This is a genomic window from Gluconacetobacter sacchari (assembly GCF_014174255.1).
Taxonomy (GTDB): Bacteria; Pseudomonadota; Alphaproteobacteria; order Acetobacterales; family Acetobacteraceae; genus Gluconacetobacter; species Gluconacetobacter sacchari.
The window spans coordinates 1-25,417 of sequence record NZ_JABEQJ010000026.1 but is presented as its reverse complement, the minus strand read 5'-3'; the positions used below and the strand labels follow the sequence as shown (position 1 = coordinate 25,417).

The window sequence follows — 25,417 nt, the reverse complement described above, 5'->3', positions numbered from 1 at the left end:
ATTCAGCAACGCGGCATCTCCCGGCCGTTCAGGATCTTTCCCGCCCCATCAAAGCGTAAGATCAAGTTGCATGTAGTAGTAGCCGCCGAACAGCCACATCTGCTGGACGTCCATGTTATACACCTCCGATCCCAGATATTGCACCTGGTAGGGCACCTTGCGCGGATAGGCATTGCCGACATTGTTGGCGCCCAGCGTGGCATGCAGGCGCGGCGTCACCTGGTAGCCGATCGCAAGATCGGTCTGGAAGCGCGGCGTCTGGACCCAGCGCAGGAAGTGCGAAACCGAATTGACCAGCGAACTCGGCACGTCGTTCCAGTAGGTATTGTTCGACGTCGTGCGGCCATAGCGCGTCTCATGCACGGTGAAGTCCAGATTGCCCCAGGTCCAGCGGCCACCGAAGATCAGCTTGTTGCGCGGCATGTAGGATGTCAGGAACGAGCGCTGCTGGGCATTCAGCAGCGTGTTCCCGTTCAGGTCCACCCCGACATGCGTGATGTTGGTCTGGTTGAAATTGACCGCCGCATCCCAGTTGATCCGGCCGTACCGGCCCAGATTGGTCAGATAGGTGGCGGTGATATCCATGCCGCGCGTGCGGGTCGATGCCCCGTTCGTCTCGTATTGCGCGGTCGCGGTCGCGGAGGTGGAGGGAAAATACAGGCCCGACAGGTTCATGGCCTGTATCGCCAAGGCACCGCCATAGACACCGCCGATCACGATACGGTCGCGGATATCGATCTGGTAGGCATCCAGCGAGATATGCATATTCCTGATGGGATTGAGGATGATGCCGGCGCTGTAGCTGGTCGAACGCTCGGGCTTCAGCGGCCGGGCGCCCAGCAGCTTGGCACCGGGCGAATTGACGCCCAGGACGCCGGAGGCCGAGGTCGGCGATTCCGTCAGGCTGGAGAAATATTGTTCCGCCAGCGTCGGCGCGCGGAAGCCGCTGCTGACGGTGCCGCGAAAGGCGAAATATTTGTTCACGTCATAGCGGGTCGATACCTTGCCGATCTCGGTATCTCCCACATCGGTATAATGCTCGAACCGGCCGGCCAGGTCGAGTTTCCACCCCTTGAGCAGTTCCGTCCCGACATCGATATAACCCGCCGTCACGTCGCGGTTCGACGTGCTGGCCAGGCCCGGCGGAATCGCATGCTGCCCCTGGGCGCCGGAAATATAGTAGGCATTGTAGTCGCCGGCACCGATCTTGTAGGTTTCATAGCGATATTCGGCGCCGATCGAGAAATTGAGCGGCCCCGCCAGCACGCCCGTGTCGAAGCTGCGCCGGAAATCCAGGTTGTTCGTCCACTGGGTCGTCGTATAGGCGGTCTGATGGAACTCCGTCGGCGTGTAGCCGTAGGTTTCCAGATAGCTCTGGCTGCCCGTATTGGCGATATTCACATCGTTATGATTGCCGCCATAGGTCGTCGAGAAATCGAAATCGAAGCCCAGGAACGCCTTGCCCCTGAAGCCGACCGTCACGCCATAATCGGTCTCGTCGGTCTGGATGATCGGAACGTAGCCGTTGGGGAAGAGCGTCGGGAAGGTCGCGCCCGGCACGTCCACGCCGGTGCGGAAATTCTGCAACGCATCGGCCACCTTGTGGCCGAAGGTCGAGAAGGAATACAGCGTCAGATCCCTGTTGATATTGTATTCCATGTTGTAGCCGAGCACGACCTGGACCGCGCGCGGGATGCTCGTGATCGGGTTGTCGTACCTGTTCGTGCGCTTGTCCCAGCCACCCCGGATCGCATGGTCCTGGAACTTGAAATCCGCGCCCAGGTTGAAGAAGCCCCCATTCGGCAGTTCGAAGGCACCGCCGACATAGTCCTTCGACGTGAAGCCGTCTCCCTTGTAATAGCCGCCATTGTTGGCCGACATCTGGATGCCGTGCCTGCGGTGCGACAGAATGACGTTGATGACGCCGGCAATGGCGTCCGACCCGTACTGCGCGGCCGCTCCGTCTTCCAGAACCTCGATATGGTCGATTTCCGAAACGGGAATCATGTCGATATCGACCGGCGTGGTCCCCTGCTGCGGGCCGGGCGCGTAATAGACGGTCGATGTCGTATGCCGGCGCTTGCCGTCGACCAGGATCAGCGTCTGGTTCGATGTCAGGCCACGCATGTTGATCGAATCGATGGTGTTGGCGGTGCCGGTGCCCACGGTCTGGCGGGTCAGGGACGGGATCAGCGTGGTCAGCGCGTCGCGCAGGTCGGCCTGCCCGGTGGATTTGAGCTGCGCCGCCGAAATCACGACCACGGGGCTGATACTGTCGCGCGCCTTCGCGTGCGGATCGCGCGTGCCGGTCACGATCACCTGCTCGTCAGCGTCGCCCCCGTCGCTCCGCGCGGGCATCGCCACGGGCACCACGACACGCGCGGGCGCGGGCGCCGATGCCGGGGCCATGGCCGCCACCGGCTTCGGGGCCGGCGCGGCGCGGCTCCTGGCGGCATGCGCGGCCTTGCGGTCCGCGCCGGTCGCGGCAAGGCTTTCGGACGCCATCACCGCCGGAAGTACGACGGCAAGAGCCGTTGAGAAAAGTGCCTGACGTTTCATTCTGCTCTGTCTCTTTCGCCTCTTGCGCCGCACGACGCGACATCCGCCAGCCACCTGATCGCACCCTGTGGGGAACGATCGGCTCATTCCGCACGGAACCGAACCCGATACGGGAAAAATCCTACCTCAGTTCGATTGGGCAACAAAACGTATATGGCCGCCCGGCCGATATAGTTTGTACGGCTACCATGAAAAGAATTCCCGAACCCGACCCCGATCGACGTCGCCGCCGCGCCGCGTCCGGCGTCACGATCCATTCTCCCGCCGAACCTCCCCCATTTTCCAGCATAATCGTATCGGATCCGTTTTGTTTCGAAGTAGAAAATTTCATCATACGATTACCCATTGGAAGGATTCAGGCCCTACCGCGAGGCGTTCCGATCCCGTTATAATGTGATATCGGTCTGTCTCCGCGAGAGGACATGAAATGTCGCACCCCCAAGAGATCCCCGGCGGGCTGGACCGGCTGAACGAACGGGTCAGGCAGGATCTGCAATGGCTCGAAATCCCGACCCGCCCGTGGGTGCCGCCGCGCATGGCGGACGGGCGGCGGGTCGTCGACGTCGCGGTCGTCGGCGCGGGGATGGCGGGCCTGACGGTCTCCGCCTCGCTGCGCCGCTGCGGCATCGACAACCATATCGTCCTCGACCGCGCCCCGGCCGGACACGAAGGCCCGTGGACCACCTACGCGCGGATGGAGACGCTGCGCTCGCCGAAATCCCTGTCCGGTCCCTGCATGGGCCTCGCCAGCCTGACATTCCGCGCCTGGTACGAACATCGCTTCGGGCCGGAAAGATGGGAGGCACTGGACAGGATTCCGACCGGACTCTGGATGGAGTACCTGGTCTGGCTGCGTACCGTCCTCGCCATCCCGGTCCGCAACGAAACCGCGCTGGACGGCATCGCCTTCCGCGAAGACGGCCTGCTGGCCCTGCGCCTCCTGTCGGGCGGGCGGCCCGAGACGGTCCTGTGCCGGCGCCTCGTCCTGGCGACGGGGCGCGACGGGCTGGGCGGGCCGTTCGTGCCGCCGGTCGTCGCCGCCCTGCCCCGCCATGCCTGGGCCCATTCCGCCGACCGGATCGATTTCGCGGCACTCCGGGGCCGGAATGTCGCCGTCATCGGTGCCGGCGCCTCGGCCATGGACAATGCCGCGACCGCGCTGGAGTCCGGCGCGCGCCGCGTCGATATCCTGCTCCGGCGCCGGGCCATGCCGCGCGTCAACAAATTCACCGGCATCGGCAGCATGGGCGTCGTGCTGGGTTTCCGGGGCCTGCCCGACGGCTGGAAGTGGCGCTTCATGGATTGCGTGCTCGATGCGCAGACCCCGCCACCACGCGCCAGCGTCCTGCGGGTCTCGCGCTGGCCCAACGCCTTCTTCCATCTGGGATGCGGCGTGGAATCCGCAACCTTCCTGGGCGATGGCGTCCGCCTCGAAACATCGCGCGGCCGTCTGGACACGCATCATGTCATCGCCGCCACGGGCTTTTCGGCGGATCTTTCGCAACGGCCGGAACTGGCCGTCATCGCGCCGCACATCCGCCTGTGGAAAGACCGTTTCGCACCGGCGGCGGAAGACATGCCCTCCGGCATACGCTACGCGGAACTGGACCATTCCCCCGACCTCGGGAAAGGCTTCGAATTTATCGAGAAAATTCCAGGCGCCTGCCCGTTCCTCCGCTTCGTCCATTGTTTCTGCTATCCGGCGACCCTGTCGCACGGAAAGGTCAGCGGCGATATCCCGGCCATCAGCGACGGCGCGGAACGCCTGGTCCGCCACATCGCCGAATCCCTGTTCGTCGCGGATCGCGCCCTTCACTATGCAGGCCTCGTGGCCTTCGACGATCCGGAACTGACGGGGGACGAATGGACCGATACTCCGCTCCCTGCGCCCTGAAACCAGAAGGATCTCCGACATGACGGACGCCATAGATGCAGCGGTCGGGCTCGCCGAGGATGCCCCTCTCTTCGCCCATCGCCGGGCAAGGGCCGCATTCGTCACCGGCTCGGAAGCCTGCCGCCACGCTGTACTGGCCCCGGAGGACGATCACGGCCTCGCCCCGGCGCTGCGCCTCGCGCTGGCCTGCCGCATTGCCACCCTCAATGCGGACACCGCATTGGCCACGGCCTACCGGACGGCCCTCGCCGAGGCCGATGCCGGCGCCGACCTCGCGGCCCTGGCCGACGGAGCATCCGCCCTTCCCGCCCCGCTCCGCGCCATCGCGCGACAGGCGGACCTGGTGACCACACGCAATCAGACGGCCGCGCGGGCGGATATCGCGGCCCTGGTCAAGGCCGGCCTGTCCAACCCCCAGATCGTGGCGCTGTCCGAACTGATCGCGTTCGTCAATTACCAGTGCCGCGTCACCGCCGGCCTGCGCCTGCTGAAAGACTGAACGATGCCCGGCAGAATCCGCGTCAAGCTCCTGGACTGGGCCCCCTATATAGAGCCGGTCGATATCGCGCGGGCCAATGCCAGGCAACGCGAGGCGATGCAGGTCACCCCGTCATCCCTCGGCATCTCGCTTTATGTCCGCACCCTCGCCCACGATCCGGAAAGCTGTCTGGCCCGCACGATCCTGTTCAACGCGATCATGTACGCCCCCGGCGGCCTGCCGCGCGCGGACCGCGAGTTGGGCGCCCTCGGCGCGTCGGTCGTCAATGGTTGCCCCTATTGCACCATGGTCCATGCCCGCCGCCTTGCCGACCTGACCGGCAGCGACGATGCGGTCACCGCCCTGTGGCACGATCGCCCGGACCGGCTTTCCCCACGCGGCCAGGCCATCTGGTCGTTCGCGCGTGCGCTTTCGGCCACGCCCTCAGCCGCCACGCCCGATCACGTCCGCGCGCTACGCGACGCGGGCCTTTCCGGGGCGGACATCATCGACCTCATCCACGCGGTCGCGATCTTCGGCTGGGCCAACCGGCTCATGCATCCGCTCGGCCATGTCGTGCCGGCCGCCAGATGCTGACCCCACGCACGCATCCGAACAGAGCAGGAGCCATCCCATGCTTTTGAAAAGACGCCACCTCCTGATGGGCCTCGCCAGCACGGCCGCCCCCTCCGCCTTCGCGGCGACGCCCCGCAAATCCGTCGTCGTCGTCGGGGCGGGCATCATCGGCGCATCGGTCGGCTATCACCTCGCCACCTACGGCGCCGACGTCACGATCGTCAACCGCGCCGGCCCAGGGCAGGAAACCACGGCCAAATCCTTCGCCTGGCTCAATGCGTTCAACAAGAAACCTTATTCCTACTATACGCTGAACATGCTCGGCATCCTGGGCTGGCATCGCCTCCAGCAGGAGATCGGCCAGGATCTCGCCATCCAGTGGGGCGGCGGCATCTCCTGGCACACCGACGAGAAAAACGCGGTGGCGGAAACGCGGGACATCATTCGCCGGCTCGAAGGCTGGGGCTATCCCATCCGCACGATCGGCAGGTCGGACGTCGAGGCCCGGCTGCCGGGCGTGCGGACCGGCCCCTGCGCGATCGCGTGGAAATCCGACATCGACGGTACGGTGGACCCGGTCGCCGCGGCGGAGGCCCTGGTCGCGGCGGCGGCCAGGAAGGGCGCGCGCCTCGCCATGGGCACCAACGTGCTGGCCCTGGACCGCACGGGCGGACGCGTCACCGGCGTGCAGACCGACAAGGGCCCGATCCGCGCCGACAACGTGGTCCTCTGCATGGGCAACGACACGCCCGCGATGGCGGCCACGGCGGGGCTCAAGACCCCGCTCAGGGAATCGCGGGGCATCCTGGCCCATACCGCCCCCCTGCGCCCCCTGTTCGGACAGGTCGTGATGCCGCCTGGCTGCGACATCAAGCAGAATCCCGACGGGCGCCTGGTCACCGGTTCCAATTTCGGCGACAGCGGCGATACCCCGGCCGACGCCGCCACGGGCGAGACCTTCCTGGCGAAAGTCCGGAACTTCTTTCCCCACCTCCCCCCGCTGCCGCTCGAATTCATGACGCTCGGCCACAGGGTTCTGCCGATCGACGGCCACCCCATCGTCGGCGCCTCCGCCAGCGACCCCAACGTCCACGTCGCCGTCATGCACAGCGGCATGACCCAAGCACCGATCATGGGGCAATGCGTCGCCATGGAAGTCCTGAACGGCGTCCCCATCGACTGGCTGGCCGACTTCCGCCCCAGCCGCTTCGCCCGACAAGACGACAGACAGGATGCGGATCGGCATTGAACCGCCCCGGGTTTACCGGAGAGTTTTTAGTTCGATAGTCAGGCTGCTTTTTTATCATCGTCCAGGATTGTATAGAAGATCACCTCTGCTTCGTTCGGCCTGCTCGCGACGCTCGGCCTTGTAGCGCCGCTGAATGCGCTGCTTCTCGGCGAGGAAGACGCGCGGCTGATGGGCTATCCTGTGGAGCGGACCAAACGTCTGCCATGCTCGCCGTCGCGGCCATGGTCGGGGCGACGGTCTCGATCGTGGGTGGCATCGGTTTCATCGGGGTCGTGGTGCCGCATCTCGTGCGGCTGGCGACAGGTCCCGATCACCGGCTGGTCCTGCCTGCGAGCGCGCTGCTGGGGGTGACGCTCCTGACGCTGTCCGACAGTCTGGCGCGCGTGATCGCGGCACCTGCCGAAGTGCCGGTCGGGATCGTGACGGCCGTAATCGGCGCCCCGGCTTTCGTCTGGCTGCTGACCCGCATGCGTGATCCGGAGATAAGGCTCCAACCATGCAGCGGTACAGAAGCAGATAGAGACCGAAGCCGGCCACCATCATTCCGGTTACGGCGCTCATGCCGAAGGTAAGGCCGAACAGCACGGGGACCCGGCGATCCAGTCGCCGTGCGAGGAAGCCGCCACACAGGGTTGCGACACCCGCGCCGGGGGCCAGCGCGTACGGGAGAAGCGTTATCGATCGCTCGCCGATTCGGCGACGGCGAGTTCAACACCCTCCGGAAAAGCGTCCCGCCAGCGGCTGAGTGCGGCGAGACGGGCGTAGCTGCTCAATGTCACCTTTTCCGATCCACATGCGGAGCAGCGGTCGCACGGCGGACGAAGGGTAGGCAGACGCGCGATCAGCACGTAAAGCGCGGGCGTGGTGAGCATGGTCTGGATCTGGCTGACCACGAGGCCGCCGATCAGGGCAATGCCGAGCGGCTGGCGCAGTTCCATGCCGTAACCGCCCATGAGAGCAAGCGGCAGCGCGCCAAGAGCGGCGGCGCCGGTCGTCATCAGGATCGGCCTCTGCCGCAACAGGGCCGCCTCGCGGATCGCCGCGTGTGGCGTGAGAGCCCGCCTGCGCTGCGCCAACACCGCGAAATCGACCAGCATGATGGCATTCTTCAGCGAGATGCCGGTGAGCAGCAGCATCGCCACGACCGCCATGCCCGAGAAGGGCAGCCCGAACAGATCGAGCGCCAGCACCGCGCCGATGCCAGCCGAGGGCACGGTGGAGAGGATGGTCAGAGGGTGAAAGGAGTTTTCATAGAGGATGCCCAGCGTGAGATAGACCGCGACGATGGCGCCCAGCACCAGCATCTCGCTATCCCACGTGCTCCTGCCCGCGTCGCCGTCGTCGCTTTGCAGAACGCCGCTGATGGTTCGCGGCAGGGAGAGCGCACGACTTTCCGCGTCGATGATGGCGTGCGCCCGCTCCAGGCTGACGCCGGGAGCCAGTTCCAGCGCGATCGACGCCGAACTGTCATAGCCCAGATGCGTGACGCTGGCGGGATCGCGGGTCGGAGTCAGTGTCGCCACCATCGACAGCGGGACCAGCGTCTCGGCCCCTGTCGCGACCGCGGCCCCCGTTGAGGCCGTGGCCCCGCCTGCCAGCGCATTGGCGATCTGGTTGCGGAAGGAGGCCGCCGCGAGCGTGGACGACCCGCCGGCCGATCCCTGTGTGGTCACACGGATCGTGTTCGACGCCGCACTGCCGGACGCCGAACCACCGGATGGACTGACCCAGAAATTCCGCAGCAGCGCCGGATCACGCAGGAACTGGTCCTGTAGGGTCATGACGACATTATACTGCCCCCGCCAGCTATAGACGACCGAGGCGGTGATCTGCCCGAACGCATCGGAGAGGGCCGAGCCGATCACCTGCGGCGTGACACCCAGCCGGGCGGCGACGTCACGGTTGATGGCAAAGGACAGGCTCTCGCCCGGCGGATCGCTGTCCTCGTCGACATCCGTGAATTCAGGGGGCTGTTTGAGCGCCTGCGCCAGACGTCGGGCCGCTGGCCCAGGCAGGCGCTCGTCGTCGCTGCGCAGGATGTAGCTGAGGCCGGAGCTGTTCGATCCCACGCGCATCATCAGATTGCCGGGGGCCTGGGCGTGATATTCGCCGTGCTGCTCGTGCCGCATGGCCGCCGCGGCGCGCCGGGCGATCATGGTGGCGCTGTCCCGGCGGTCAGCGATGTCACGCAGGGTCGCGAAGACCATGCCGTGGCTCGACCCCTCAGACGTGTCGAGATAGGCCACGACATGCGAGACGCCGGGATCGGACAGCATGACCTGACTGAAATGTGCGATACGCGCCTTGGTGTCCGCCAGCGTGGCGCCGTCGGCGCGCGATCCGCCGGAGACGATGCCGATATCCTGTTTCGGAAACACGATCTTCGGCATGCGGGCGAACAGGAGCAGACCGGCGAACAGGCTCAGCGGCAGCAACAGGACCGTTTTGCCCGGATGCCGGAGGCACACATCCAGGATTCGGGGATAGAGACCGGCGACCAGACTTTTCGGAGGCTCTGTCCTGGTTTTTCTGTCCCCGGGATGTCGCGCCTGCGCGAGCCGCAACAGCGCCGCCGTCAGGCAGGGCGTCACCACGCAGGACAGCACCAGCGACACCGTGACCGCGATCCCGACCGTGCCCGCGAATTCCCCGAACAGCCGTCCGGTCAGACCCGGCGCCAGGCCGATCGGCGCGAATACCGCCAGCACCGAGATCGTGATGGACAACAGGGTGAAAACCACCTCGCTGCCGCCCGCGATCGCCGCGTCCTCGATCGATAGACCGAGCGCACGGTGGCGCATGATGTTCTCGATCACCACGATCGCGTCATCCGCCACCAGCCCGGTCACCACGGTCAGGGCCATGAGCGAAAGATTGTCCAGCCCGAACCCCGCCAGATGCATCGGGCCGAGACTGGCGATCAGGCAGCACGGCACGACGATGGCCGCCGCCACCGACGCGGTGGCGGAGCGCAGGAACGCCCATACCACGGCCAGCGCCAGCATGCAGGCGAGCAGCAGGGTGACCGTGGTATGATGCAGGGAGGAGCGGATCACGACGGAGCCGTCCCGGGCGATGGCGATATCCGCACCCGGCGGCATCAGGGCGCGCAGGCGTGGCAGGCGCGCCGTCACCGCATCGACGATGCCCACCAGATTGGCCCCCGGCTGGGCGCGCACCATGAGCGTCAGGGCCGGCCTGCCGTCGAAGAAGGCGGCGGCATTGATGTCCTGCATGCCATCGGTCACGGTCGCGACATCGCTGAGCCGGACCGGACGGCCATTCTTGTAGGCGATGATCAGGTTTCGGTAATCATCGGCATGTTCGGCCTGATCGTTGACCGCGAGCTGGAAACGCTGGCCATGCGTATCGATGACGCCTTTCGGCGTATGGGCGTTGGCGGAGGCCAGCGCCGCGCGCAGGTTCTCGAAGCCCATGCCGTATTTGAAGAAAGCCAGCGGGTTCATCGCCACGCGCACGGCCGGCGCCGAACTGCCCATCAGCGTCACGTCGCCCACTCCCGGCGCCTGGAGCAGCATGGGGCGCAGCGTCACGTTCACCAGGTCATACAGGCGAGGCATCGTCATCATCCCGGGCGTGACCGCCAGGATCAGCACCGGCGTCGCGTTCGGATTGGCGCGATGATAGCTGGGGTCGGAACCCGGCGTTTTCGGCAGATCGGCCCGGGCCGCGCGGATCGCCGCCTCGACGTCGCGCGCGGCGCCGTTGAGATCGCGTCCCGCCTCGAAGCCAAGCGAGATCACGGTCTCGCCGCGTGTCGAGACCGACTGCATCTGCGTGACGCCCGCGATGGTCCCGAGATGGCGTTCCAGAGGGGCCGCGACCGTGCGCGCCATGACCTCGGGCGTGCCGCCCGCATTGCTGGCGGACACCGAAAAGACCGGAACGCTGATATCGGGCAGGTCGGACACCGGCAACGACGGCAGGGCCAGCAGCCCGGAGAGGATTGCGGCGACCAGAAGGAGCGTCGTCGCGACCGGCCGTCTGACAAAGAAGGCGATGAAACTCACGTGACAGGCCGAACGTCCGCCGTCATCAGGGGTCCTTGCTTATAAAGACGCTCGTGGGGGCGGTCTTTATACCGGCCCCACCGCTCTTTTTTTTCCGGGGGATACGCCCACGGGTTTCAGACGGGCGCCTTGGGCACGGGCCGGACGGTGATCGCGGCGCTGCGGATGTCCAGCCCCCGCTCCACGGCAAGACGGCGGAGAAAGGTCGCGACCTCGGGCAGGTCACAGGGGCTCCGGCGGCCCGTTCCCGCTTCGAGAATGCGGACGATCGGCATGTCGCCCGTCGTGCGGAGGGCATCGGGCGGCAGCCCGTACCGCCAGACCCGGTCCGCGCCGACATCGCGGCGGAGCACGCCTAACTCGACCATCAGGTTCAAATTGCGCTGGAGGGAACCGTGACTGGGGACATAGCCATCCACCATGCCCGTCAGATTCTTCCAGATTTCGAGCGCGGTGGCGCCGTCGCCGGCTTCGAGGATGCCATGCAGAAGAACCCGACGCAGGTCGGTCATCTTCAGGCCGGCTGAAAAGCAGCGCCGTTCGAGCTGTCGGACCAACCGGGCACTGGCTCCCATGCCGGGGCGGATCTGCCGCACGTCAGGCGGCGAACGGCGGTGTTCGGGGAAGGCAAGCATGGCATTGATCCTGTCACGATCTGCGGGAAATGCGGGAAAGATCAGTTGCGTCCCTGATTGATATAGAACTGTATCGGGACTGTCAGCGTGACCGGATCGCCTGTCACGTCAGCGGGCGGCGGCGGCAGGGGATCGGCGCGCTTCGGCAGCGCCACGGCTTCCTGGTCCAGCAGGTTGTGCCCCGAGCTGCCCTCCAGATGCACCGAGAGCACATGGCCCTTGCGGTCCATGGAAAAGGTCACGGTCGGCACACCTTCCTGGTGGTCTTCCATGGCGTCGGACGGGTAGCGCTTGAACTGCTCCAGCCGCGCCAGCAACGCCCCCTGCCAGGTCACCGGGTCATGCGAGGCATGGGCCGAGGACGAGCCGGGCGCCGGAACGGCCTGCATTGGCGCCGGTGGTGCATCCGAGGATGGCGGCGCCGTGGTTTCAGCCGCGGGCGGCAGCTTGTCCGGCACCTTCACCTTCCGGCTCGGGACCGGCTTCGCCTTCTTCTTCAGCGGCTTCGGCTTTTCGGGCTTGGGCACCGGAGCCGGCGGGTTGGGCGCGGGCGATGGCGGCGCCGTGATCTTCGGTGGCTCGACCGGGGCGGGATCGGGAATGGACTGGGTCTGCTGCGGTCCCGGCGGCAGGTCGGTCGGCGGCGTCGGTGTCGAGACCGGCTCCGGGGCCATGTCGATCGCGATGGCGGCCGGAGGCGGCTCGGGTGTCGGCATCACCGGAGGCGGCAGATGCATGATCCACCCGATCGCACCGCCCGTCACCGCCGCCACGATCAGAAAGGAAGCGCCCCAGCGGATCGCCTCGGCACGCCGGTCCCGGCGAAGCTGGCCCTTGTACCAGTCGGCGAACGGAATATCCGAAGCGGTGGAGTTGATCGAGACGACCGCCGGGTCGTTCATGGCTGCCCTCCCGACGCAGCGGGAGCGGCATCGCCAGCGGGCCCCGCCGTTGCGCCCGCTTCGCTGTCTTCCTCCTGTCCCTGAAGGTTGACCAGCGCGACCTTGAGGTATCCGGCGGCTCGCAGCTTGTCCATCACGCCCATCAGGGTACCGTAATCGACACTCCTGTCGGCGCGCAGGAAGATCCGTTCATCCTTGTTGCCCTTGGTCGCCGATGCCATGGCCCCGGCCAGGGCATCGGCGACGATGTCATCCTCGCCCAGCGCCAGCGAGTGATCCGGCTTGATGGTCAGGAACACCGGATCGTCCGGACGCGGCGTGGGTTTCCCGGTCGAGGATGGCAGGTCCACCGGCACATTGACCGTGGTCAGCGGGGCCGTGACCATGAAGATCACCAGCAGCACCAGCATCACGTCGATGAACGGCGTGACGTTGATCTCATGCGCCTCGTGCGGTGTTTCGTCGGCATGGCGGATCCGGATCATCGCCGCTCACTCCCCCGCCACCATGTGGGCGTCGCGTGCCGCACCGAGCCGCACGACCTGACCGCTGGCCGTCAGCATCTGCATCCGCCCCAGATCGCGCGAGACCAGCCTCATGACCAGTGACGTCAGGTCCGCCACCTGTGCCCGGCAGGAAGCGGACTGACGGGCGAGATGGTTGTAGATCACCACCGCCGGGATGGCGGCGACCAGCCCCAGTGCCGTGGCCAGCAGGGCCTCGGCGATGCCGGGGGCGACGACGGCCAGACTGGTCGCCTTGCTTGCGGCGATCCCCGTGAACGAGGTCATGATGCCCCACACGGTGCCGAACAGCCCGATGAAGGGCGAGGTGGCGCCAATGGTGGCCAGCAGACCGGTGCCACGCATCAGGCGACGTCCCTCTGCCGCTTCCAGCCGCTCCAGATGCAGTACGATCCGCTCCTTGAGCCCGTCACGGTCTTCGGGAATGTCCCGCGACTGCTTCCGCTCGGCCTCGGCGGCCATGACCAGGCGATGGGCGATGCCGCCGCGATCGCGCGTCCACTCCTCACCCAGGTTGAGGGTGTTGGCCTCGCCCAGCACGCGCTCCGCGCGTTCGAGCGCCAGGCGGACACGCAGCAGTTCCACCGACTTGGCGATCAGGATCGTCCAGCTCACCAGACTGGCCACGGCCAGCAGGACCATGACGCCGCGCACGACGCTGCCGGCATTGAGGAACATGTCCCACGGAGAAAACGAGATCGGGGTCATGACAGACCTCCTTTGGAAAGGGGCGCGCGACGTCCCGCCTGGACAAGGCAGGCGAGCGTCACGACGAGGGGAATGGAAAGGGCAATCCAGGACAGCACCAGCCAAACGCCATGTTGACCCAGCAGGGCGGACGCCAGCCCGAAGGACGTCAGCAGACCAAGCGCGATCGGCCAGGGCCAGACGACGACCGGGGACCGGAGCGAGGACTGCGCGCGCGGCAGCAGCGGTGGCGTGGCGTTCATCGGGCATGCTCCGCGCGAGCCGGAACGGTGCCGGCATCCTCCAGGTCGAAGTCGAGCGCGCGCAGGCGCATATCGGTCGAGAGCTTGCGCTTGCCGGCCCAGAGCACGACGCCGCTGACCAGCACCGCGATCACCACCAGATCGAGCAGCGCCCAGAGCACCTTGAGCGGCATGCCGCCATAATCGCCGAAATGCAGCGGGCGGGAAATTTCGAGGAAGCGCAGATACCACGGCATCGGGTAGGCGCCGGTCAGTTCACCGGAGCGAGCATCGACCAGGACCGGCGTGAACAGGCGGGCGCGCAATGGTGTCGCACCATGGGTCCAAAGCACGTAATGCACCGGGCTGCCGAAGGGGGCACCGGGAAACGACAGTCCCGTCACCTCGTTGCCGGGAGCGGCTTTCGCCGCCGTGTCGAACGCCGCCTGAACGGAAGACAGATGATCCTGCGACACGACTGGCAGATGGGCGTAGGGTTTCAGGATCTGCCGGACATCGGTGATTCGCCACAGTCCGAACAACGGAGTCTGCAATTCATTGACGAAGCCGGTGAAGCCAACCACGAGCGCCCAGGCCAGGGTGGCCGCGCCAAGCAGATTATGCAAATCCAGCCATGCCAGGCGCGCCGCCCGATCCCGCCGCACCGTGCCGAAAGGCAGACGCTTCATGTAGCGGCCGTAAAGCACCGTTCCCGATACCAGGGACGCCACGAAGAGCATCCCCATCCCTCCCATGAAGAGGGCACCGGGCAGGCCAGCGAACAGGTTCATATGCAGCCGCGTCGCGGTATCAAGAATGATTCCGGTCCAGGTACGGGGCGACTTTGGCGCATTCGCCGGACGTGACTGCTTCAGGATCTTCGCGGTGCGGGCGTCGAACTTGATCCAGTGACCCGAATGGCGATCGGGGTATTTGTCGTCGTCCTTCAGCGCCTGCCAACTCGGGGCCATCGACACCAGCACCGCCGGCTCGTCGTCGTCGGGGTTGACCTGTGTGACGATCTGACCGGGAAACATCGCCCGCGCCTTCGAGACCATGACGTCAAGGCTGGTGTTGGGCGTGCCGGGCGGAAGCACTTCATAGGGCGGATCGTCATCGCCCACGAAGGCATCCCAGATCTGCTCGGAAAACAGCATCGGCAGGCCGGTGACGCATACCACCAGCAGGAACAGTGTGCAGATCAGGCTGGTCCATTTGTGGACAACGAACCAGCGGCGCAGCGTCGTGGTGGTCATGGTGTTCGCTCACCGCCTGAAGAAGAAGAAGAAGAAGATGATGATGATGATGATGATGATGATGATGATGATGATGATGATGATGATGATGATGATACTAAGTCGCATTTCGTGGAGATATAAAGCCTCATCGCCCCCCTGTCTCGCCCTTCGTATCGGCAGGCGCGTCGATGCGTCGCGCCCGCTTTCGGTCCTCACTCTATCTAAGACGATTGTGGGGCCGGATTTTCTAACGGAAATTTTTCAGGGCCAAACCGCTGCACCTCAAAAACGATAGCCGATCGTCCCGTATGCGACGCGCTGATCGCCATAATGACAGAACCTGGCGCTGCCGCACTGGACATACGTGTCATTGGCGAAATTGGTCATGTTCAGCCTGACATTGAGACCCTTGGCCGATTTGAACACCTTCCCCGCGTCCCAACTAAACCCCGTATCGAACAGGATGAAGGGCGGATTTCGGAATGAATTAGCCTGGTCGGCCCAGCTTTTCCCCTGATACCGGACCCCGAAATTCACCGACAGGCCCGGCACGAGATTTTTCGGCAGCGTATAATCGAGGAAGCCCGACGCGGCATTCGTCGGCTGCTGGACCAGACGCTTGCCCACCAGAGAGACCGCCAGACCACTGATCGTCTGCCCTGTCAGCGTGGTGCGGGCGTTATAGACCCGGTTCCAAGTATAATTCAGGATCAGGTCCAGACCCTGCGCCAGATTGGCATGAGCAGAAAGTTCGACGCCCCGCGACTTCACCTGCCCGATTTCACTGCTATATTTCGGAAAGTCCGGATTGCTCACAAGAACATTGTTTTCGGCCAGATCGTAATAGGCAGCGGTCAACATAGACTGGGTATGCGGAATCTGGTATTTCAAACCAACTTCCCACTGATGTCCATTCAACGGATCAGGCTGTATGAGATTGCCCGCACTATAAACCTGCCCCGTCTGCGGCATGAAGGATTTCGCGTAACTGAAATAGGGCGCGAGACCGATACTGGAAACATAGTTGATCCCCGCATTCCATGTGAACGGCCGATTGAAGATATCGCCATATCCGTTCCAGTCCTGACGGCCGGCGAGCGTTACATAGAAACGACGCCAGTTGAGCTGATCCTGAAAGTAGATACCATCCTGCCAATACGCATATTTTTTCCATTTGGATTGACCATTGGTCGCCTGAAGATAATCGGAATATGTATATTGATTATAGATGAGATTGATAATAATCGCCGCGGGCGCGGTGGCAAATCCCCAATACCCCTTGGACCATTGCCCACGATAATCGACGCCGGCGAGAAACGAATGGGACACCGGTCCCGTGTGCAATTTGTAACTGAGATTGGCCGTTAACTGTGATGAGCGTCCCCCGATCTGGCTGTCACAAAATGCTGATCGGGCGATCGTATTCTTGGCAATATTCACGGCTCCAGCCATCAAGCTGCAACTTCCGTGACTTTGTGCGTCAAACCGCGCCGTCATATTGAATTGGAGATTCTTCGTGAACTCATGATGGAAAATGGCTTCCAGCATATATTCCCGATTCCAGTTCTCATTGAAGGCTGGATCGCCATAGAATGTCGATACGGGAATACGTCCGGTCGGACTTTCGATAAGGCTTCCATAAGCAGGAATACCGATCCAGGGACTCAAGCTTTCCGGATCGTAGGCAAATTGCCCGATAATGGTGAGATCGGTCTTGTTATCAATCTTCCATTCGATATCACCCTGAGCGGCCAGTCTCTTGTAATGATTGTAATTAATCTGAGATCCTTGAGTGATGCCGACACCGATCAGCCGATAAAGCAAGGTTCTGCTTTTATTGAGCGGACCGCTGAAATCGACCTGCCCCTCGTAACGCCCGTAATTGCCAAAACCCACATTCGCCTGACCTTGCGCCTTTTCGGTCGGGTGTTTGAGCGTCATGTTGATAAGCCCGCCGGGATTGGCCTGCCCATACATCACGGACGACGGGCCGCTCAAGGCTTCGATCCGGTCCAGAAAGAACGGATCGCTGATGGACGTTCCGTTCAGCAGGCCATCCACGAATGTATAGGATTCGAAACCACGCTGATGCACGGGCTGGAACAGGCTTGCGGATGGTGTGCTGTCATTGGCGGCCAGACTGACGATACCGGGCGTATAGCGCAGCGCGGCGCCGATCGTGAGCGGTTGCAGATCGTCCATCTGCTGACGTGTCACGACATAAACCGATTTCGGCGTTTCGATCAACGGCGTATCGGTCCGGGTGGCCGACGCGCTCCGGGTGGCGACGAAACCCACGCCGGGACCGTAGGCGGATTGCGCGTCCCCGCCAGATGACCTCGCCGTACCGCCGACGCGCACGGGACCGAGCGTAATGTTGGCCGCCGCTTTTGTCAGAACGACGGTCCCGCTTCCCGACGGGGCGTAACTTAGTCCAGTCCCCGCAAGCAGTTGTCCCAACGCCTGCTGTGATGTCAGTTGACCATGGACACCAGAGGTTTTGACCCCGCGCAGAAGCTCGCCCGGTGCGGTGAGCTGAAGGCTCGACTGCTTGCCGAAACTCAGGAGAGCCGATCCGAGCGGCTGAGCGCTGATGTTGTAGGTGCGAGTAGAGAGGACAGTTGCGGAAGAAACCGCCCCAGCCGCCTGGGCACAGGCAGGAACGAGCAGCGTAAACGCCACAAGCGCCGTGGAGGCGACCAGAAGGGCCGCGTTGCGGGAGACGGAAACCGGCAGAAGGAACGAGGACGAACTGGTGGCATTTTTTCCTTGCAGATTGAATGGGTTACGTTGTGTGGCCATACCAGATTCAGGAGGCCTCGAGGATGCAAGATCCGGGGGGCCATCCCATGCCGGATTCGACGAGCTGGGATGTGCAAGATGCGCGAGGCCCAGGTGCAAGGTTCGCGGTCGGACATGCAACATTCGGGAGGCGGCGTCGCCGGCTGCCATTACGCACCATTTCCGGCCGGGCTGTTTCTGGTCAGTCGTGGGTGGCATCGCCTTGTCTTTCTCTCCGTCATGCGCGGCGCGAACCGGGGAGTGGTCCGGGCGTCAGTTAAGATTGCCTTACATTTGCAAGTCTCTCATCTGGGAAGACGGCGGCGGGAAATTTTTTCTAATAAAAACCGGTCAGCGGCTGATTTTTTTTGCGAGACGACGGGACGCTGTGAGACGCCGCAGGTTTATGCGACAAACTCTGACCGAAATTTTTTGCTTTGAAGACAAAGGGGCAGCGAGATTTCGGGAACCGGCGGTAACGCGTGTTTCGCGTCATGCCGAGGGCGGTGAGGAACGCGGGCATCAGGACGTGGGGAAAGGCTTTACCGCCTGCGGTTGCCGATGACTGTCCGGCCCTCCCTCCCCGCTTCCGGGTAAGCCGCGAGGCGCCTGGCTTACCAGACTGCCGCAACCCAGGAGCCTACCCGACGGACACGCGCCTGCCGGGCGTGGGCGATGGCGTCGAGTGCGGCCTGTGGGTCAGCAAGACTGTAGACCCCCGAAATACGCTGGTCCGCGAGCCGGGGAGAGACGACGACTTTGCCGGGAAGCCAGGGCCGCAACCTGTCCACCACCTCGCCAAGCGGCTGGTCGTTCGCCATCAGCAGACCATCAGCCCAGGCGGCGATCTGGTCGGGCGCGCGGGTGTCGGCGTGAAACGCGGTTCTGTCGGCGGCGAGCATCTGGCCTGCTCCGAGTTCCTGCCCGCCATCCGGCAATGCGCCGCCGCGCACGCGGACAAGGCCGGTTTTGACGGAAACGGCGACGCCTTCACCGGCGCGACGGACATCAAACAGGGTTCCGATATCCCTGACCTCGAAAGAACCGGCAGTTACCGTGAAGGGATGACGCTCATCGTGCGTAACGGAGAATAACGCTTCGCCGGCCAGAAGCGTGACGTGATGCCTGTCGCTGCCGTGCCCGAATGCAATGGCGCTTGCCGGGGCCAGAGTGACGGAACCACCGTCCGGGAGCGCCAGTGTCACCCGTTCGGCCGTGCCGGTCCGGGCATCGGCACGCATACGCAGAGACAGCTCAGGGAGAAATGGAAGAAGCGCCACGCACGCGGCAAGCGCCGGCACGGCCAGCACTGCCCGGCGGCGTGACATGACGTGTCGTCGCGGACTGTGGCCGGGGGGCACGGCAGCAGGCGTCCCGTCCGACCGGACCCCCGCCTTCCAGTCGCCGGCGTTGCTGGCGGGAAGTCGCGCCACGATGTCCATAGCCTTCCGGGTATGTTGCCAGGCGTCTTCATTGGCAGGCGACGCGGCACGCCATGCCGCGAACCGGGCGGCGATCTCCGGATCGTCAGGCTCTTCCTGAAGCAGGATCAGCCAGTCCGTCGCCTCCCTGCAAGAACGCTGACTGCCTGGGTCAGGTGGCGTCGCCATTATAATCCTTCAGAAAATCGGTATGGAATGCGTGGCATAAGATGGCTATCCGCATCCGCTCTATGATCTTAGACAGAAAACGTCCTGCTTTTTCTAACGATGTGGCATGTTTTGTTATGGCCACTCGACCTGCTCGCGGCAACGCGCGACAGCCTCGGACACCAGCACATGCGCCATTGGCAATGAAATACCGAGGGTTGTGGCGATCTCGCGCAGTTTGCAGCCGCCGAGACGATGCATCTCGAAGGCGATCCTCATGCGCTCGGGCATGGCGTCCATCACCGTTTTCACGATGTCGAGCGCCGCACGGTCGCCGACAAGCCGTTCGGTGGCGACCGCGCCGTCTGTCGCGGCAGCAGACCATTCCCCGTACGATTCCGGTTCGAACAGCTCCTGTTCACGCGCCGCGTGGCGGCCATTATCGATCGATAGGTTCCGGATGATGCGATAGAGATAACGCATCGGATCGATCGGTCGCGCGTCAACGGCCGCATGGGCAAAGCGTAACCAGGCCTCCTGCACAATGTCTTCGGCCGTCGAACGGTCCCTGACCAGCCGTCCCGCGTAGTGGAGCAATGCGCGCTGATGGGCAGCGTAAAGAGACGCGACCGAGCCTGCCTTTTCCAATGGTTCCACCTCTCGCGCGCAGTCTGATGCCATGGAGACAGCTTTTTACAGCCCTACGAAATGCAAGTGATTCTTATTATCTTTTATCAGTTTCCCGGCGAAGGAGCAAGGTATCGCCAGATCTGCACGGAGCGCAGCGCAGGAAGATCGGGGACACCCCCTCGGGCGGCGTCAGCGCGCTGACGCGAACCCTTGCCGGCGCGAGGGCGGAGCCATTAGCCTGTTCTTTTTTCTGTTTCCAGCACTCCAACTTTCTCCGAAAGTGCAGCGAAGATATCGAGCTTGTCCATTCTCTCGGGAATCTCGAGCAGCGGGATAGCCGCCTTCTGCAAAGCCAGACGCTTGACCTCCATACGAGCGTCTGCATCGCCGGACAGGTCGTGGCCCGAACCATTATACTCGACCACCAATACTGGTTGCCCACGGCGATTGATCAGAAGGAAATCAACGCGCTTGCCGCTGTAAGAATTAAAGGCCCGCTTCTGACGCGGATCATCCGAGGCATAAGGCGTTTTAATGAAGCCACCCATCGCAACCTCGAAGGCGAAACGCCAGTCGGGCTGCATATTTTTGATCCACTCGTCGATCGCATAGAGCACGCGCACGGCTTCCCGATTGACGGGTGGAACCGCCTTCAGGCTGCATTCACCAACAAAGCGTAACTGGTTCTGCGGATCGGACAGGTCATTCTCCTGCCGATATTGCCGGCGCCGCTCGTCTTCCTGCTGCTTATCGGCAGCCTGTTTGTTGAGCGTGGCGATCTGTCGACGAAGCGTCTCGATCTGACCCGCAGCCTGGCGTTCGGACTGCACAAGAGCCTCTTTCGCACGACGATCTCGAATATAGAATCCAATGGCATATCCGATCGCCAGGAGAATGATCATTTTTTCCACAGCCGATAAGCCTCCCTTTTCTGCGCGATCACCGCCGATTACCGCATGGACCGGCGCATGGTCTTCTCAAATCCCCTTGTCCTGTCCTTCATCGTTCCTGTCGCCCCATGACCGGGAAGATGGACAGAATGGCACGCAAACCCGACAGGATCAGGATCGAGGTGTTCGGCCCCGCCAGTGAGGCGGAAACAGCCGAAGAGGCGTTCCGCCCGTCCAACGAAGCCATTCTGTCCATCGCCCGCCTGATCGGCCGTCAGATGGCACGCGAACAGTTCGAGCGCGCACGTGCCTTGGAAAGGAAACAGGCCCGGCAGAACCGATCCGGTCACATGCGATAACCTTCCCTGCCCGGCTGTATTCCCCCGGTGAGAGATCCCTCGCCAGGGTGACGTGCATTTTTCTTGTGACCATTATGGTCCCGTGATATAAGGCCAGTCAATGAGGATCATCGCCCGACGCACGCTGAGAGAGTTCGTCGACAGTCTGGCGGGTCAGAAGGACCAGCCGGCCGTCAAGGCGGCGCTGGACGCGTGGTTCGCCGAAGTCGGCAGGGCTGGCTGGACGAGCACCGCCGATGTGAAGCGGCTATACGCCACGGCCAGCATCGTCAGCGCCGAGCGGATCGTCTTCAACATCAAGGGCAACGCCTATCGCCTGGTCGTGGCGGTCGATTTCGAGAAAAGCATCGTCTGGATCAAATGGATCGGCACGCATAAGGCGTATGACAGGATCGACGTGACGGAGGTGGAACATGACGGCTGATCTAAAGCCCATCCGCAACGAGGCGGATTATGACGCAGCGCTGGAAGAGGTCGGGCGCCTGTGGGGTGCGAAGACCGGCACGCCGGATGGCGACCGCCTCGACGTGCTGGCAACCCTGATCGACGTCTATGAGGCCAAGCACCATCCGATCGACCCACCTGATCCGGTCGAGGCGATCCGCTTCCGCATGGAACAGCAGGGCCTCACCCGCAAGGATCTGGAGCCGATGATCGGCCCGCGTAACCGGGTGGCCGATGTGCTGAACCGCAAACGCGGCCTGTCGATCGACATGATCCGCCAGTTGCATGACGGCCTCGGCATCTCGGCCGAGGTGCTGATCCGGCCCAGCCGGATGGACAAGGTCGCCTGATAAGGACCATCCCCATGACCCGCGTCGCCCTGTATGCCCGCTACTCGTCCGACAACCAGCGCGACGCCTCGATCGAGGACCAGTTCCGCATCTGCCGCGAACACGCAAAGCGGGAAAAATGGAAGGTGGTCGGCGCCTACAAGGACGCGGGCATCTCGGGCGCCAGCATGATCCTGCGTCCCGGTATCCAGACCCTGTTGCAGGATGCCCAGGCCGGACGGTTCGACATTGTGCTGGCCGAGGCGCTGGATCGCGTCTCGCGCGACCAGGCTGACGTCGCCACCCTGTTCAAGCATCTCAAATTCGCCGGCGTGCCGATCGTCACTCTGGCCGAAGGCGAGATCAGCGAACTGCATGTCGGCCTCAAGGGCACCATGAACGCCCTGTTCCTGAAAGACCTCGCCGCCAAGACCCATCGCGGCCTGCGCGGCCGGGTTGAGGACGGCAAATCCGGTGGCGGACTGTGCTACGGCTATCGCGTCGTCCGACAGTTCGACGCCCAAGGCGAACATATCCGGGGTGACCGCGAGATCGACGCGCACCAGGCGGAGATCATCCGCCGCATTTTCCGCGACTTCGCCGCCGGCGTTGGGCCACGCGCCATCGCCAAAACTTTGAACGATCAGGGCATCGGCGGTCCCGAGGGCAAGCTGTGGAGCGACACCACCATCCGGGGCCATGTGAAGCGCGGCACCGGCATCATCAACAACGAATTATACATTGGCCGGCTGGTCTGGAACCGTCAGCGCTATGTCAAAGACCCGTCCACCGGCAAGCGCGTCTCACGCCTGAACCCGGAATCCGAATGGGTGGTGACAGACGTGCCCGACCTGCGGATCGTCGATGACGCACTCTGGCAGGCGACAAAGGCCCGCCAGAGCGTCATCGCTGAGAAATACGTCAATGTCACCGAGGCCGTGCGAGCGCACCACAAGCGCAACCGTCTCAACGGCACCCGTCGCCCGAAATCCCTGCTATCTGGCCTACTGTTCTGCGGCCTGTGCGGTGGCCCTTACACGCTGCGCGGCTCCGACCGTTTCGCCTGCTCGTCCCACGTCACCAACGGCTCCTGCACCAACAGTCGGACGATCCCCCGTCCCGACCTGGAGCGCCGCGTGCTCTCCGGTCTCAAGGACCGGATGATGGCACCGGAGATCGCCGCCGAGGCCATGCGCGCCTATGCCGAGGAGACCAACCGCCTCAATCGCGAGCGCCGCTCCAATGCCGATGTCTGGCAGATCGAACAGGTGAAGGTCGAGAAGCAGATCCGGGGCATCATCGAGGCCATCAAGGAAGGCATGTTCCATCCCAGCATGAAGGCGGAGATGGACGCGCTCGAAGCCCGCAAAGCCGAACTGGCATCCCTACTCTCCGACGTTCCCGATGAAGTGCCGGACCTGCTGCCGAGTGCCTCAGCGATCTACGCCTGCAAGGTCGGCCGCCTGACCGACGCTCTCAACCGCCCCGAGGAACGACTGGAAGCCGCAGAAGCGCTGCGGGCTCTGATCGAGAAGGTCGTGCTCACTCCTGGTCCAAACCGGGGCGAGATCGACGCGATGCTGTATGGAGAACTGGGGACGATCCTGACCTGGATCGAGCGACAAGCCATTGGAAAGGCTGAAAAAAGAAACACTCCCGGAGCAGTGCTCACGGGAGTGTCGGTATCAGTGGTTGCGGGGAACCGCACACTACGATCCCGGCGAAATGTGGCGAATGGTCATTCGCAAGCGTCGTTGGTTGCGGGGGCACGCAACCAAAGAAAACTGCTGCTTGTCAGCGGGTTCGTTGAACGATTGGCAGCATAGTTAAGCGACTGAAACATTTGAAGCTTTTTTCTTCACTTTCGTTTGGTCCTTGACCGCCCTTACTCCGAAAGACCCGGACGGCCCCTGCCACACGGCCGGTCTCTTATTGTGACAGAGACGATGGATGTCCTTTCCCGCGATCAGGAAGGCACCAGTGCGGATCTTCGGTTCACACCTCAGGGAAAACCAGCCTGTAGCTGGTGCTTCTTCCTCCCGCAGCCTCCCGAACCAGAATATCGCGTGATACGAGATCATTAATATCTCGCAGGGCGGTATCCGGGGACGTCTTTGCAAGCTTTGCCCATTTGGATGAGGTCAGCTTACCTTCAAACCCGTCGAGCAGACGGTTAAGCATGAGACGCTGCCGATCATTGATCGATTGACCGGCCAGATTGTCCCAAAACCTAGCCTTCTGGATGACTTTTCCTAAGACCAGTTCAGCACGGTCAAAAGCGCGATCCAGAGCGCCCAGAAACCAGTGCAGCCAAGGCGTAATGTCTATATCTCCCTTCTGGGTGACCTCAAGGATGGCGTAGTAATCCTTCCGTTCCTGACGGATCTGGGCCGACAGGCTGTAGAAACGCTGCTCTGTCTGTTCCGAACGCGCCAGCATAAGGTCGCCGATGGCCCGGGCCATGCGCCCGTTTCCGTCCTCGAACGGATGAATGGTGACAAACCACAGATGAGCAATGGCTGCCTTCAGCACGGGGTCCAGCGTCTGCGTTCTATTGCACCAGTCGAGAAAGGCCTGCATCTCCGCGGGCAACCTGCTGGCTATCGGCGCCTCATAATGAACCTTCTCCCGTCCGACGGAACCTGACACGACCTGCATGGGGCCCGTTCTGTCATCACGCCACTCTCCGACCAGAATGCGTGCCATGCCGTTTCGCCCGGTAGGAAACAAAGCCGCATGCCAGGCGAACAGCCTTTCTTCGGTCAAAGGCTCAGCGTAATACCGGGTTGCGTCCAACATCATCTCTACGACGCCTTCGACATCCCGATCCACCGATGCCAGCGCGCCAATATCCATACCCAGTCTCCGGGCAATGGAAGACCTTACCTGCTCACGATCAAGGTTTTCACCCTCGATCTCGCTCGACTTGATGACATCGTCCGTCAGGGTCTGAAGCACGGCTTCTGACCTGAAATCGAAGCCGAGACTTTCCATACGGCCCAGGAGGCGTCCCTGCCGATGACGCACGGCGGCCAATTCTTGGGAGATGGCATCATTGTCCCACCGGAAATTCGGCCAGTCTTCATGCTGATGAATGTATCGCGCCATATTTTCTGCACTCCATGCGGAGAATATGGCGCGTAATCACCGCAAGCTGCAATGCCATATCCGCATGAGACGCGGCGAATATGTCCGTTATCTCCACATCTGTTGGTCGAGTGGTCAGCAGAGAAGTCACTCTGCCCTGAACCCGGAAATCTCACACGAGTAGGTGCATCGGGCTCTGAAATCGGCGAAAGTTCTTGTTGGAAAAGCAAAATCCGCGAGCGAGGCCAGAGACCCGATGCAGACAGAGTGTAGCGCAGGCCGGATGGCTTTTG

The 25,417-nt window shown here is 63.2% G+C and carries 23 protein-coding genes and 1 pseudogene; 11 read left to right on the top strand and 13 right to left on the bottom strand.

Annotation, left to right across the window (positions count from 1 at the left end):
• Positions 1 to 48 precede the first annotated feature (48 nt).
• Positions 49 to 2,559, bottom strand: coding sequence for a TonB-dependent receptor plug domain-containing protein (locus HLH48_RS17000; protein WP_182998681.1), 2,511 nt, complete (start codon positions 2,557 to 2,559; stop codon positions 49 to 51).
• 427 nt (positions 2,560 to 2,986) lie between these two features.
• Here HLH48_RS17000 and HLH48_RS16995 point away from each other — a divergent pair, with 427 nt between their 5' ends.
• The 5 genes and pseudogenes from HLH48_RS16995 to HLH48_RS16975 all read left to right on the top strand — a co-directional run.
• A complete protein-coding gene (locus HLH48_RS16995; protein WP_182998680.1) occupies positions 2,987 to 4,453 on the top strand; it encodes an FAD-dependent oxidoreductase in 1,467 nt (488 codons plus the stop codon).
• 19 nt (positions 4,454 to 4,472) lie between these two features.
• Positions 4,473 to 4,952, top strand: coding sequence for a hypothetical protein (locus HLH48_RS16990; protein WP_182998679.1), 480 nt, complete (start codon positions 4,473 to 4,475; stop codon positions 4,950 to 4,952).
• Positions 4,953 to 4,955: 3 nt separating this feature from the next.
• A complete protein-coding gene (locus tag HLH48_RS16985) occupies positions 4,956 to 5,528 on the top strand; it encodes a peroxidase-related enzyme (protein ID WP_182998678.1) in 573 nt (190 codons plus the stop codon).
• 37 nt (positions 5,529 to 5,565) lie between these two features.
• Entirely contained in the window at positions 5,566 to 6,756 is a 1,191-nt protein-coding gene (locus tag HLH48_RS16980; protein ID WP_182998677.1) for an NAD(P)/FAD-dependent oxidoreductase, read from the top strand.
• A 108-nt stretch (positions 6,757 to 6,864) separates the two neighbouring features.
• Positions 6,865 to 7,238: pseudogene (locus tag HLH48_RS16975) on the top strand (FecCD family ABC transporter permease); the annotation flags it as partial.
• Between the two features lie 192 nt (positions 7,239 to 7,430).
• Here HLH48_RS16975 and HLH48_RS23690 read toward each other — a convergent pair.
• The 7 genes from HLH48_RS23690 to HLH48_RS16940 all read right to left on the bottom strand — a co-directional run bounded on the left by HLH48_RS23690 (position 7,431) and on the right by HLH48_RS16940 (position 15,033).
• The gene (locus HLH48_RS23690; RefSeq protein WP_182998676.1) at positions 7,431 to 10,787 is read right to left on the bottom strand and encodes an efflux RND transporter permease subunit; all 3,357 of its coding nucleotides are present in this window, start codon (positions 10,785 to 10,787) and stop codon (positions 7,431 to 7,433) included.
• A 116-nt stretch (positions 10,788 to 10,903) separates the two neighbouring features.
• Positions 10,904 to 11,422: a Fur family transcriptional regulator gene (locus HLH48_RS16965; RefSeq protein ID WP_182998675.1), complete on the bottom strand. Its 519-nt coding sequence runs from the start codon at positions 11,420 to 11,422 to the stop codon at positions 10,904 to 10,906.
• A gap of 41 nt (positions 11,423 to 11,463) precedes the next feature.
• A complete protein-coding gene (locus HLH48_RS16960; protein WP_182998674.1) occupies positions 11,464 to 12,324 on the bottom strand; it encodes an energy transducer TonB in 861 nt (286 codons plus the stop codon).
• Positions 12,321 to 12,809 (bottom strand): TonB system transport protein ExbD, encoded by a 489-nt coding sequence (gene exbD / locus HLH48_RS16955; RefSeq protein WP_182998673.1) that lies wholly within the window; start codon positions 12,807 to 12,809, stop codon positions 12,321 to 12,323. Before exbD ends, HLH48_RS16960 begins: the two co-directional genes overlap by 4 nt.
• Before the next feature lie 6 nt (positions 12,810 to 12,815).
• Positions 12,816 to 13,556 (bottom strand): tonB-system energizer ExbB, encoded by a 741-nt coding sequence (gene exbB / locus HLH48_RS16950; RefSeq protein ID WP_182998672.1) that lies wholly within the window; start codon positions 13,554 to 13,556, stop codon positions 12,816 to 12,818.
• Positions 13,553 to 13,798, bottom strand: a complete 246-nt coding sequence (locus HLH48_RS16945; protein ID WP_182998671.1) for a hypothetical protein — start codon at positions 13,796 to 13,798, stop codon at positions 13,553 to 13,555. The genes exbB and HLH48_RS16945 overlap by 4 nt, the downstream gene beginning before the upstream one ends.
• Complete coding sequence (locus HLH48_RS16940) at positions 13,795 to 15,033, bottom strand: PepSY-associated TM helix domain-containing protein (protein WP_182998670.1); 1,239 nt, start codon at positions 15,031 to 15,033, stop codon at positions 13,795 to 13,797. Before HLH48_RS16940 ends, HLH48_RS16945 begins: the two co-directional genes overlap by 4 nt.
• Between HLH48_RS16940 and HLH48_RS16935 the strand changes: the two genes are divergently transcribed.
• Positions 15,023 to 15,310, top strand: coding sequence for a hypothetical protein (locus HLH48_RS16935; RefSeq protein WP_182998669.1), 288 nt, complete (start codon positions 15,023 to 15,025; stop codon positions 15,308 to 15,310). The genes HLH48_RS16940 and HLH48_RS16935 overlap by 11 nt on opposite strands.
• On the opposite strand, the gene HLH48_RS16930 is transcribed toward HLH48_RS16935, so the two are convergent.
• Positions 15,298 to 17,817, bottom strand: coding sequence for a TonB-dependent siderophore receptor (locus tag HLH48_RS16930; protein WP_182998668.1), 2,520 nt, complete (start codon positions 17,815 to 17,817; stop codon positions 15,298 to 15,300). The two genes, HLH48_RS16935 and HLH48_RS16930, sit on opposite strands and share 13 nt — an antisense overlap.
• 78 nt (positions 17,818 to 17,895) lie before the next feature.
• Between HLH48_RS16930 and HLH48_RS16925 the strand changes: the two genes are divergently transcribed.
• A complete protein-coding gene (locus HLH48_RS16925) occupies positions 17,896 to 18,237 on the top strand; it encodes a hypothetical protein (RefSeq protein WP_182998667.1) in 342 nt (113 codons plus the stop codon).
• A gap of 173 nt (positions 18,238 to 18,410) precedes the next feature.
• On the opposite strand, the gene HLH48_RS16920 is transcribed toward HLH48_RS16925, so the two are convergent.
• From HLH48_RS16920 to HLH48_RS16910, 3 genes are all read right to left on the bottom strand, one after another.
• Positions 18,411 to 19,406, bottom strand: a complete 996-nt coding sequence (locus HLH48_RS16920) for a FecR family protein (protein WP_182998666.1) — start codon at positions 19,404 to 19,406, stop codon at positions 18,411 to 18,413.
• Positions 19,407 to 19,520: 114 nt separating this feature from the next.
• A complete protein-coding gene (locus HLH48_RS16915) occupies positions 19,521 to 20,042 on the bottom strand; it encodes an RNA polymerase sigma factor (RefSeq protein ID WP_264812352.1) in 522 nt (173 codons plus the stop codon).
• Between the two features lie 206 nt (positions 20,043 to 20,248).
• The gene (locus HLH48_RS16910) at positions 20,249 to 20,917 is read right to left on the bottom strand and encodes a DUF2726 domain-containing protein (protein ID WP_220795177.1); all 669 of its coding nucleotides are present in this window, start codon (positions 20,915 to 20,917) and stop codon (positions 20,249 to 20,251) included.
• Between the two features lie 137 nt (positions 20,918 to 21,054).
• On the opposite strand from HLH48_RS16910, the gene HLH48_RS16905 reads away from it, so the two are divergent.
• From HLH48_RS16905 to HLH48_RS16890, 4 genes are all read left to right on the top strand, one after another.
• Positions 21,055 to 21,264 (top strand): hypothetical protein, encoded by a 210-nt coding sequence (locus tag HLH48_RS16905; RefSeq protein WP_246387425.1) that lies wholly within the window; start codon positions 21,055 to 21,057, stop codon positions 21,262 to 21,264.
• A gap of 100 nt (positions 21,265 to 21,364) precedes the next feature.
• Positions 21,365 to 21,688, top strand: a complete 324-nt coding sequence (locus tag HLH48_RS16900; protein WP_062809663.1) for a type II toxin-antitoxin system HigB family toxin — start codon at positions 21,365 to 21,367, stop codon at positions 21,686 to 21,688.
• The gene (locus HLH48_RS16895) at positions 21,678 to 22,058 is read left to right on the top strand and encodes a helix-turn-helix domain-containing protein (protein WP_182998662.1); all 381 of its coding nucleotides are present in this window, start codon (positions 21,678 to 21,680) and stop codon (positions 22,056 to 22,058) included. The genes HLH48_RS16900 and HLH48_RS16895 overlap by 11 nt, the downstream gene beginning before the upstream one ends.
• A 14-nt stretch (positions 22,059 to 22,072) precedes the next feature.
• Positions 22,073 to 23,863, top strand: a complete 1,791-nt coding sequence (locus HLH48_RS16890) for a recombinase family protein (protein ID WP_182998661.1) — start codon at positions 22,073 to 22,075, stop codon at positions 23,861 to 23,863.
• A gap of 169 nt (positions 23,864 to 24,032) precedes the next feature.
• Here HLH48_RS16890 and HLH48_RS16885 read toward each other — a convergent pair whose 3' ends face one another.
• Positions 24,033 to 25,145: a Fic family protein gene (locus tag HLH48_RS16885; RefSeq protein ID WP_182998660.1), complete on the bottom strand. Its 1,113-nt coding sequence runs from the start codon at positions 25,143 to 25,145 to the stop codon at positions 24,033 to 24,035.
• Positions 25,146 to 25,417: the final 272 nt, after the last annotated feature.

Excerpts from the sequence above, each read along its gene's own strand:
- HLH48_RS17000 (WP_182998681.1), bottom strand. The coding sequence starts at position 2,559 with ATGAAACGTCAGGCACTTTTCTCAACGGCTCTTGCCGTCGTACTTCCG.
- HLH48_RS16995 (WP_182998680.1), top strand. The coding sequence starts at position 2,987 with ATGTCGCACCCCCAAGAGATCCCCGGCGGGCTGGACCGGCTGAACGAA.
- HLH48_RS16990 (WP_182998679.1), top strand. The coding sequence starts at position 4,473 with ATGACGGACGCCATAGATGCAGCGGTCGGGCTCGCCGAGGATGCCCCT.
- HLH48_RS16985 (WP_182998678.1), top strand. The coding sequence starts at position 4,956 with ATGCCCGGCAGAATCCGCGTCAAGCTCCTGGACTGGGCCCCCTATATA.
- HLH48_RS16980 (WP_182998677.1), top strand. The coding sequence starts at position 5,566 with ATGCTTTTGAAAAGACGCCACCTCCTGATGGGCCTCGCCAGCACGGCC.
- HLH48_RS16965 (WP_182998675.1), bottom strand. The coding sequence starts at position 11,422 with ATGCTTGCCTTCCCCGAACACCGCCGTTCGCCGCCTGACGTGCGGCAG.
- HLH48_RS16960 (WP_182998674.1), bottom strand. The coding sequence starts at position 12,324 with ATGAACGACCCGGCGGTCGTCTCGATCAACTCCACCGCTTCGGATATT.
- exbD (WP_182998673.1), bottom strand. The coding sequence starts at position 12,809 with ATGATCCGGATCCGCCATGCCGACGAAACACCGCACGAGGCGCATGAG.
- exbB (WP_182998672.1), bottom strand. The coding sequence starts at position 13,556 with ATGACCCCGATCTCGTTTTCTCCGTGGGACATGTTCCTCAATGCCGGC.
- HLH48_RS16945 (WP_182998671.1), bottom strand. The coding sequence starts at position 13,798 with ATGAACGCCACGCCACCGCTGCTGCCGCGCGCGCAGTCCTCGCTCCGG.
- HLH48_RS16940 (WP_182998670.1), bottom strand. The coding sequence starts at position 15,033 with ATGACCACCACGACGCTGCGCCGCTGGTTCGTTGTCCACAAATGGACC.
- HLH48_RS16930 (WP_182998668.1), bottom strand. The coding sequence starts at position 17,817 with ATGGCCACACAACGTAACCCATTCAATCTGCAAGGAAAAAATGCCACC.
- HLH48_RS16925 (WP_182998667.1), top strand. The coding sequence starts at position 17,896 with ATGCGCGAGGCCCAGGTGCAAGGTTCGCGGTCGGACATGCAACATTCG.
- HLH48_RS16920 (WP_182998666.1), bottom strand. The coding sequence starts at position 19,406 with ATGGCGACGCCACCTGACCCAGGCAGTCAGCGTTCTTGCAGGGAGGCG.
- HLH48_RS16910 (WP_220795177.1), bottom strand. The coding sequence starts at position 20,917 with ATGATCATTCTCCTGGCGATCGGATATGCCATTGGATTCTATATTCGA.
- HLH48_RS16905 (WP_246387425.1), top strand. The coding sequence starts at position 21,055 with ATGGCACGCAAACCCGACAGGATCAGGATCGAGGTGTTCGGCCCCGCC.
- HLH48_RS16900 (WP_062809663.1), top strand. The coding sequence starts at position 21,365 with ATGAGGATCATCGCCCGACGCACGCTGAGAGAGTTCGTCGACAGTCTG.
- HLH48_RS16895 (WP_182998662.1), top strand. The coding sequence starts at position 21,678 with ATGACGGCTGATCTAAAGCCCATCCGCAACGAGGCGGATTATGACGCA.
- HLH48_RS16890 (WP_182998661.1), top strand. The coding sequence starts at position 22,073 with ATGACCCGCGTCGCCCTGTATGCCCGCTACTCGTCCGACAACCAGCGC.
- HLH48_RS16885 (WP_182998660.1), bottom strand. The coding sequence starts at position 25,145 with ATGGCGCGATACATTCATCAGCATGAAGACTGGCCGAATTTCCGGTGG.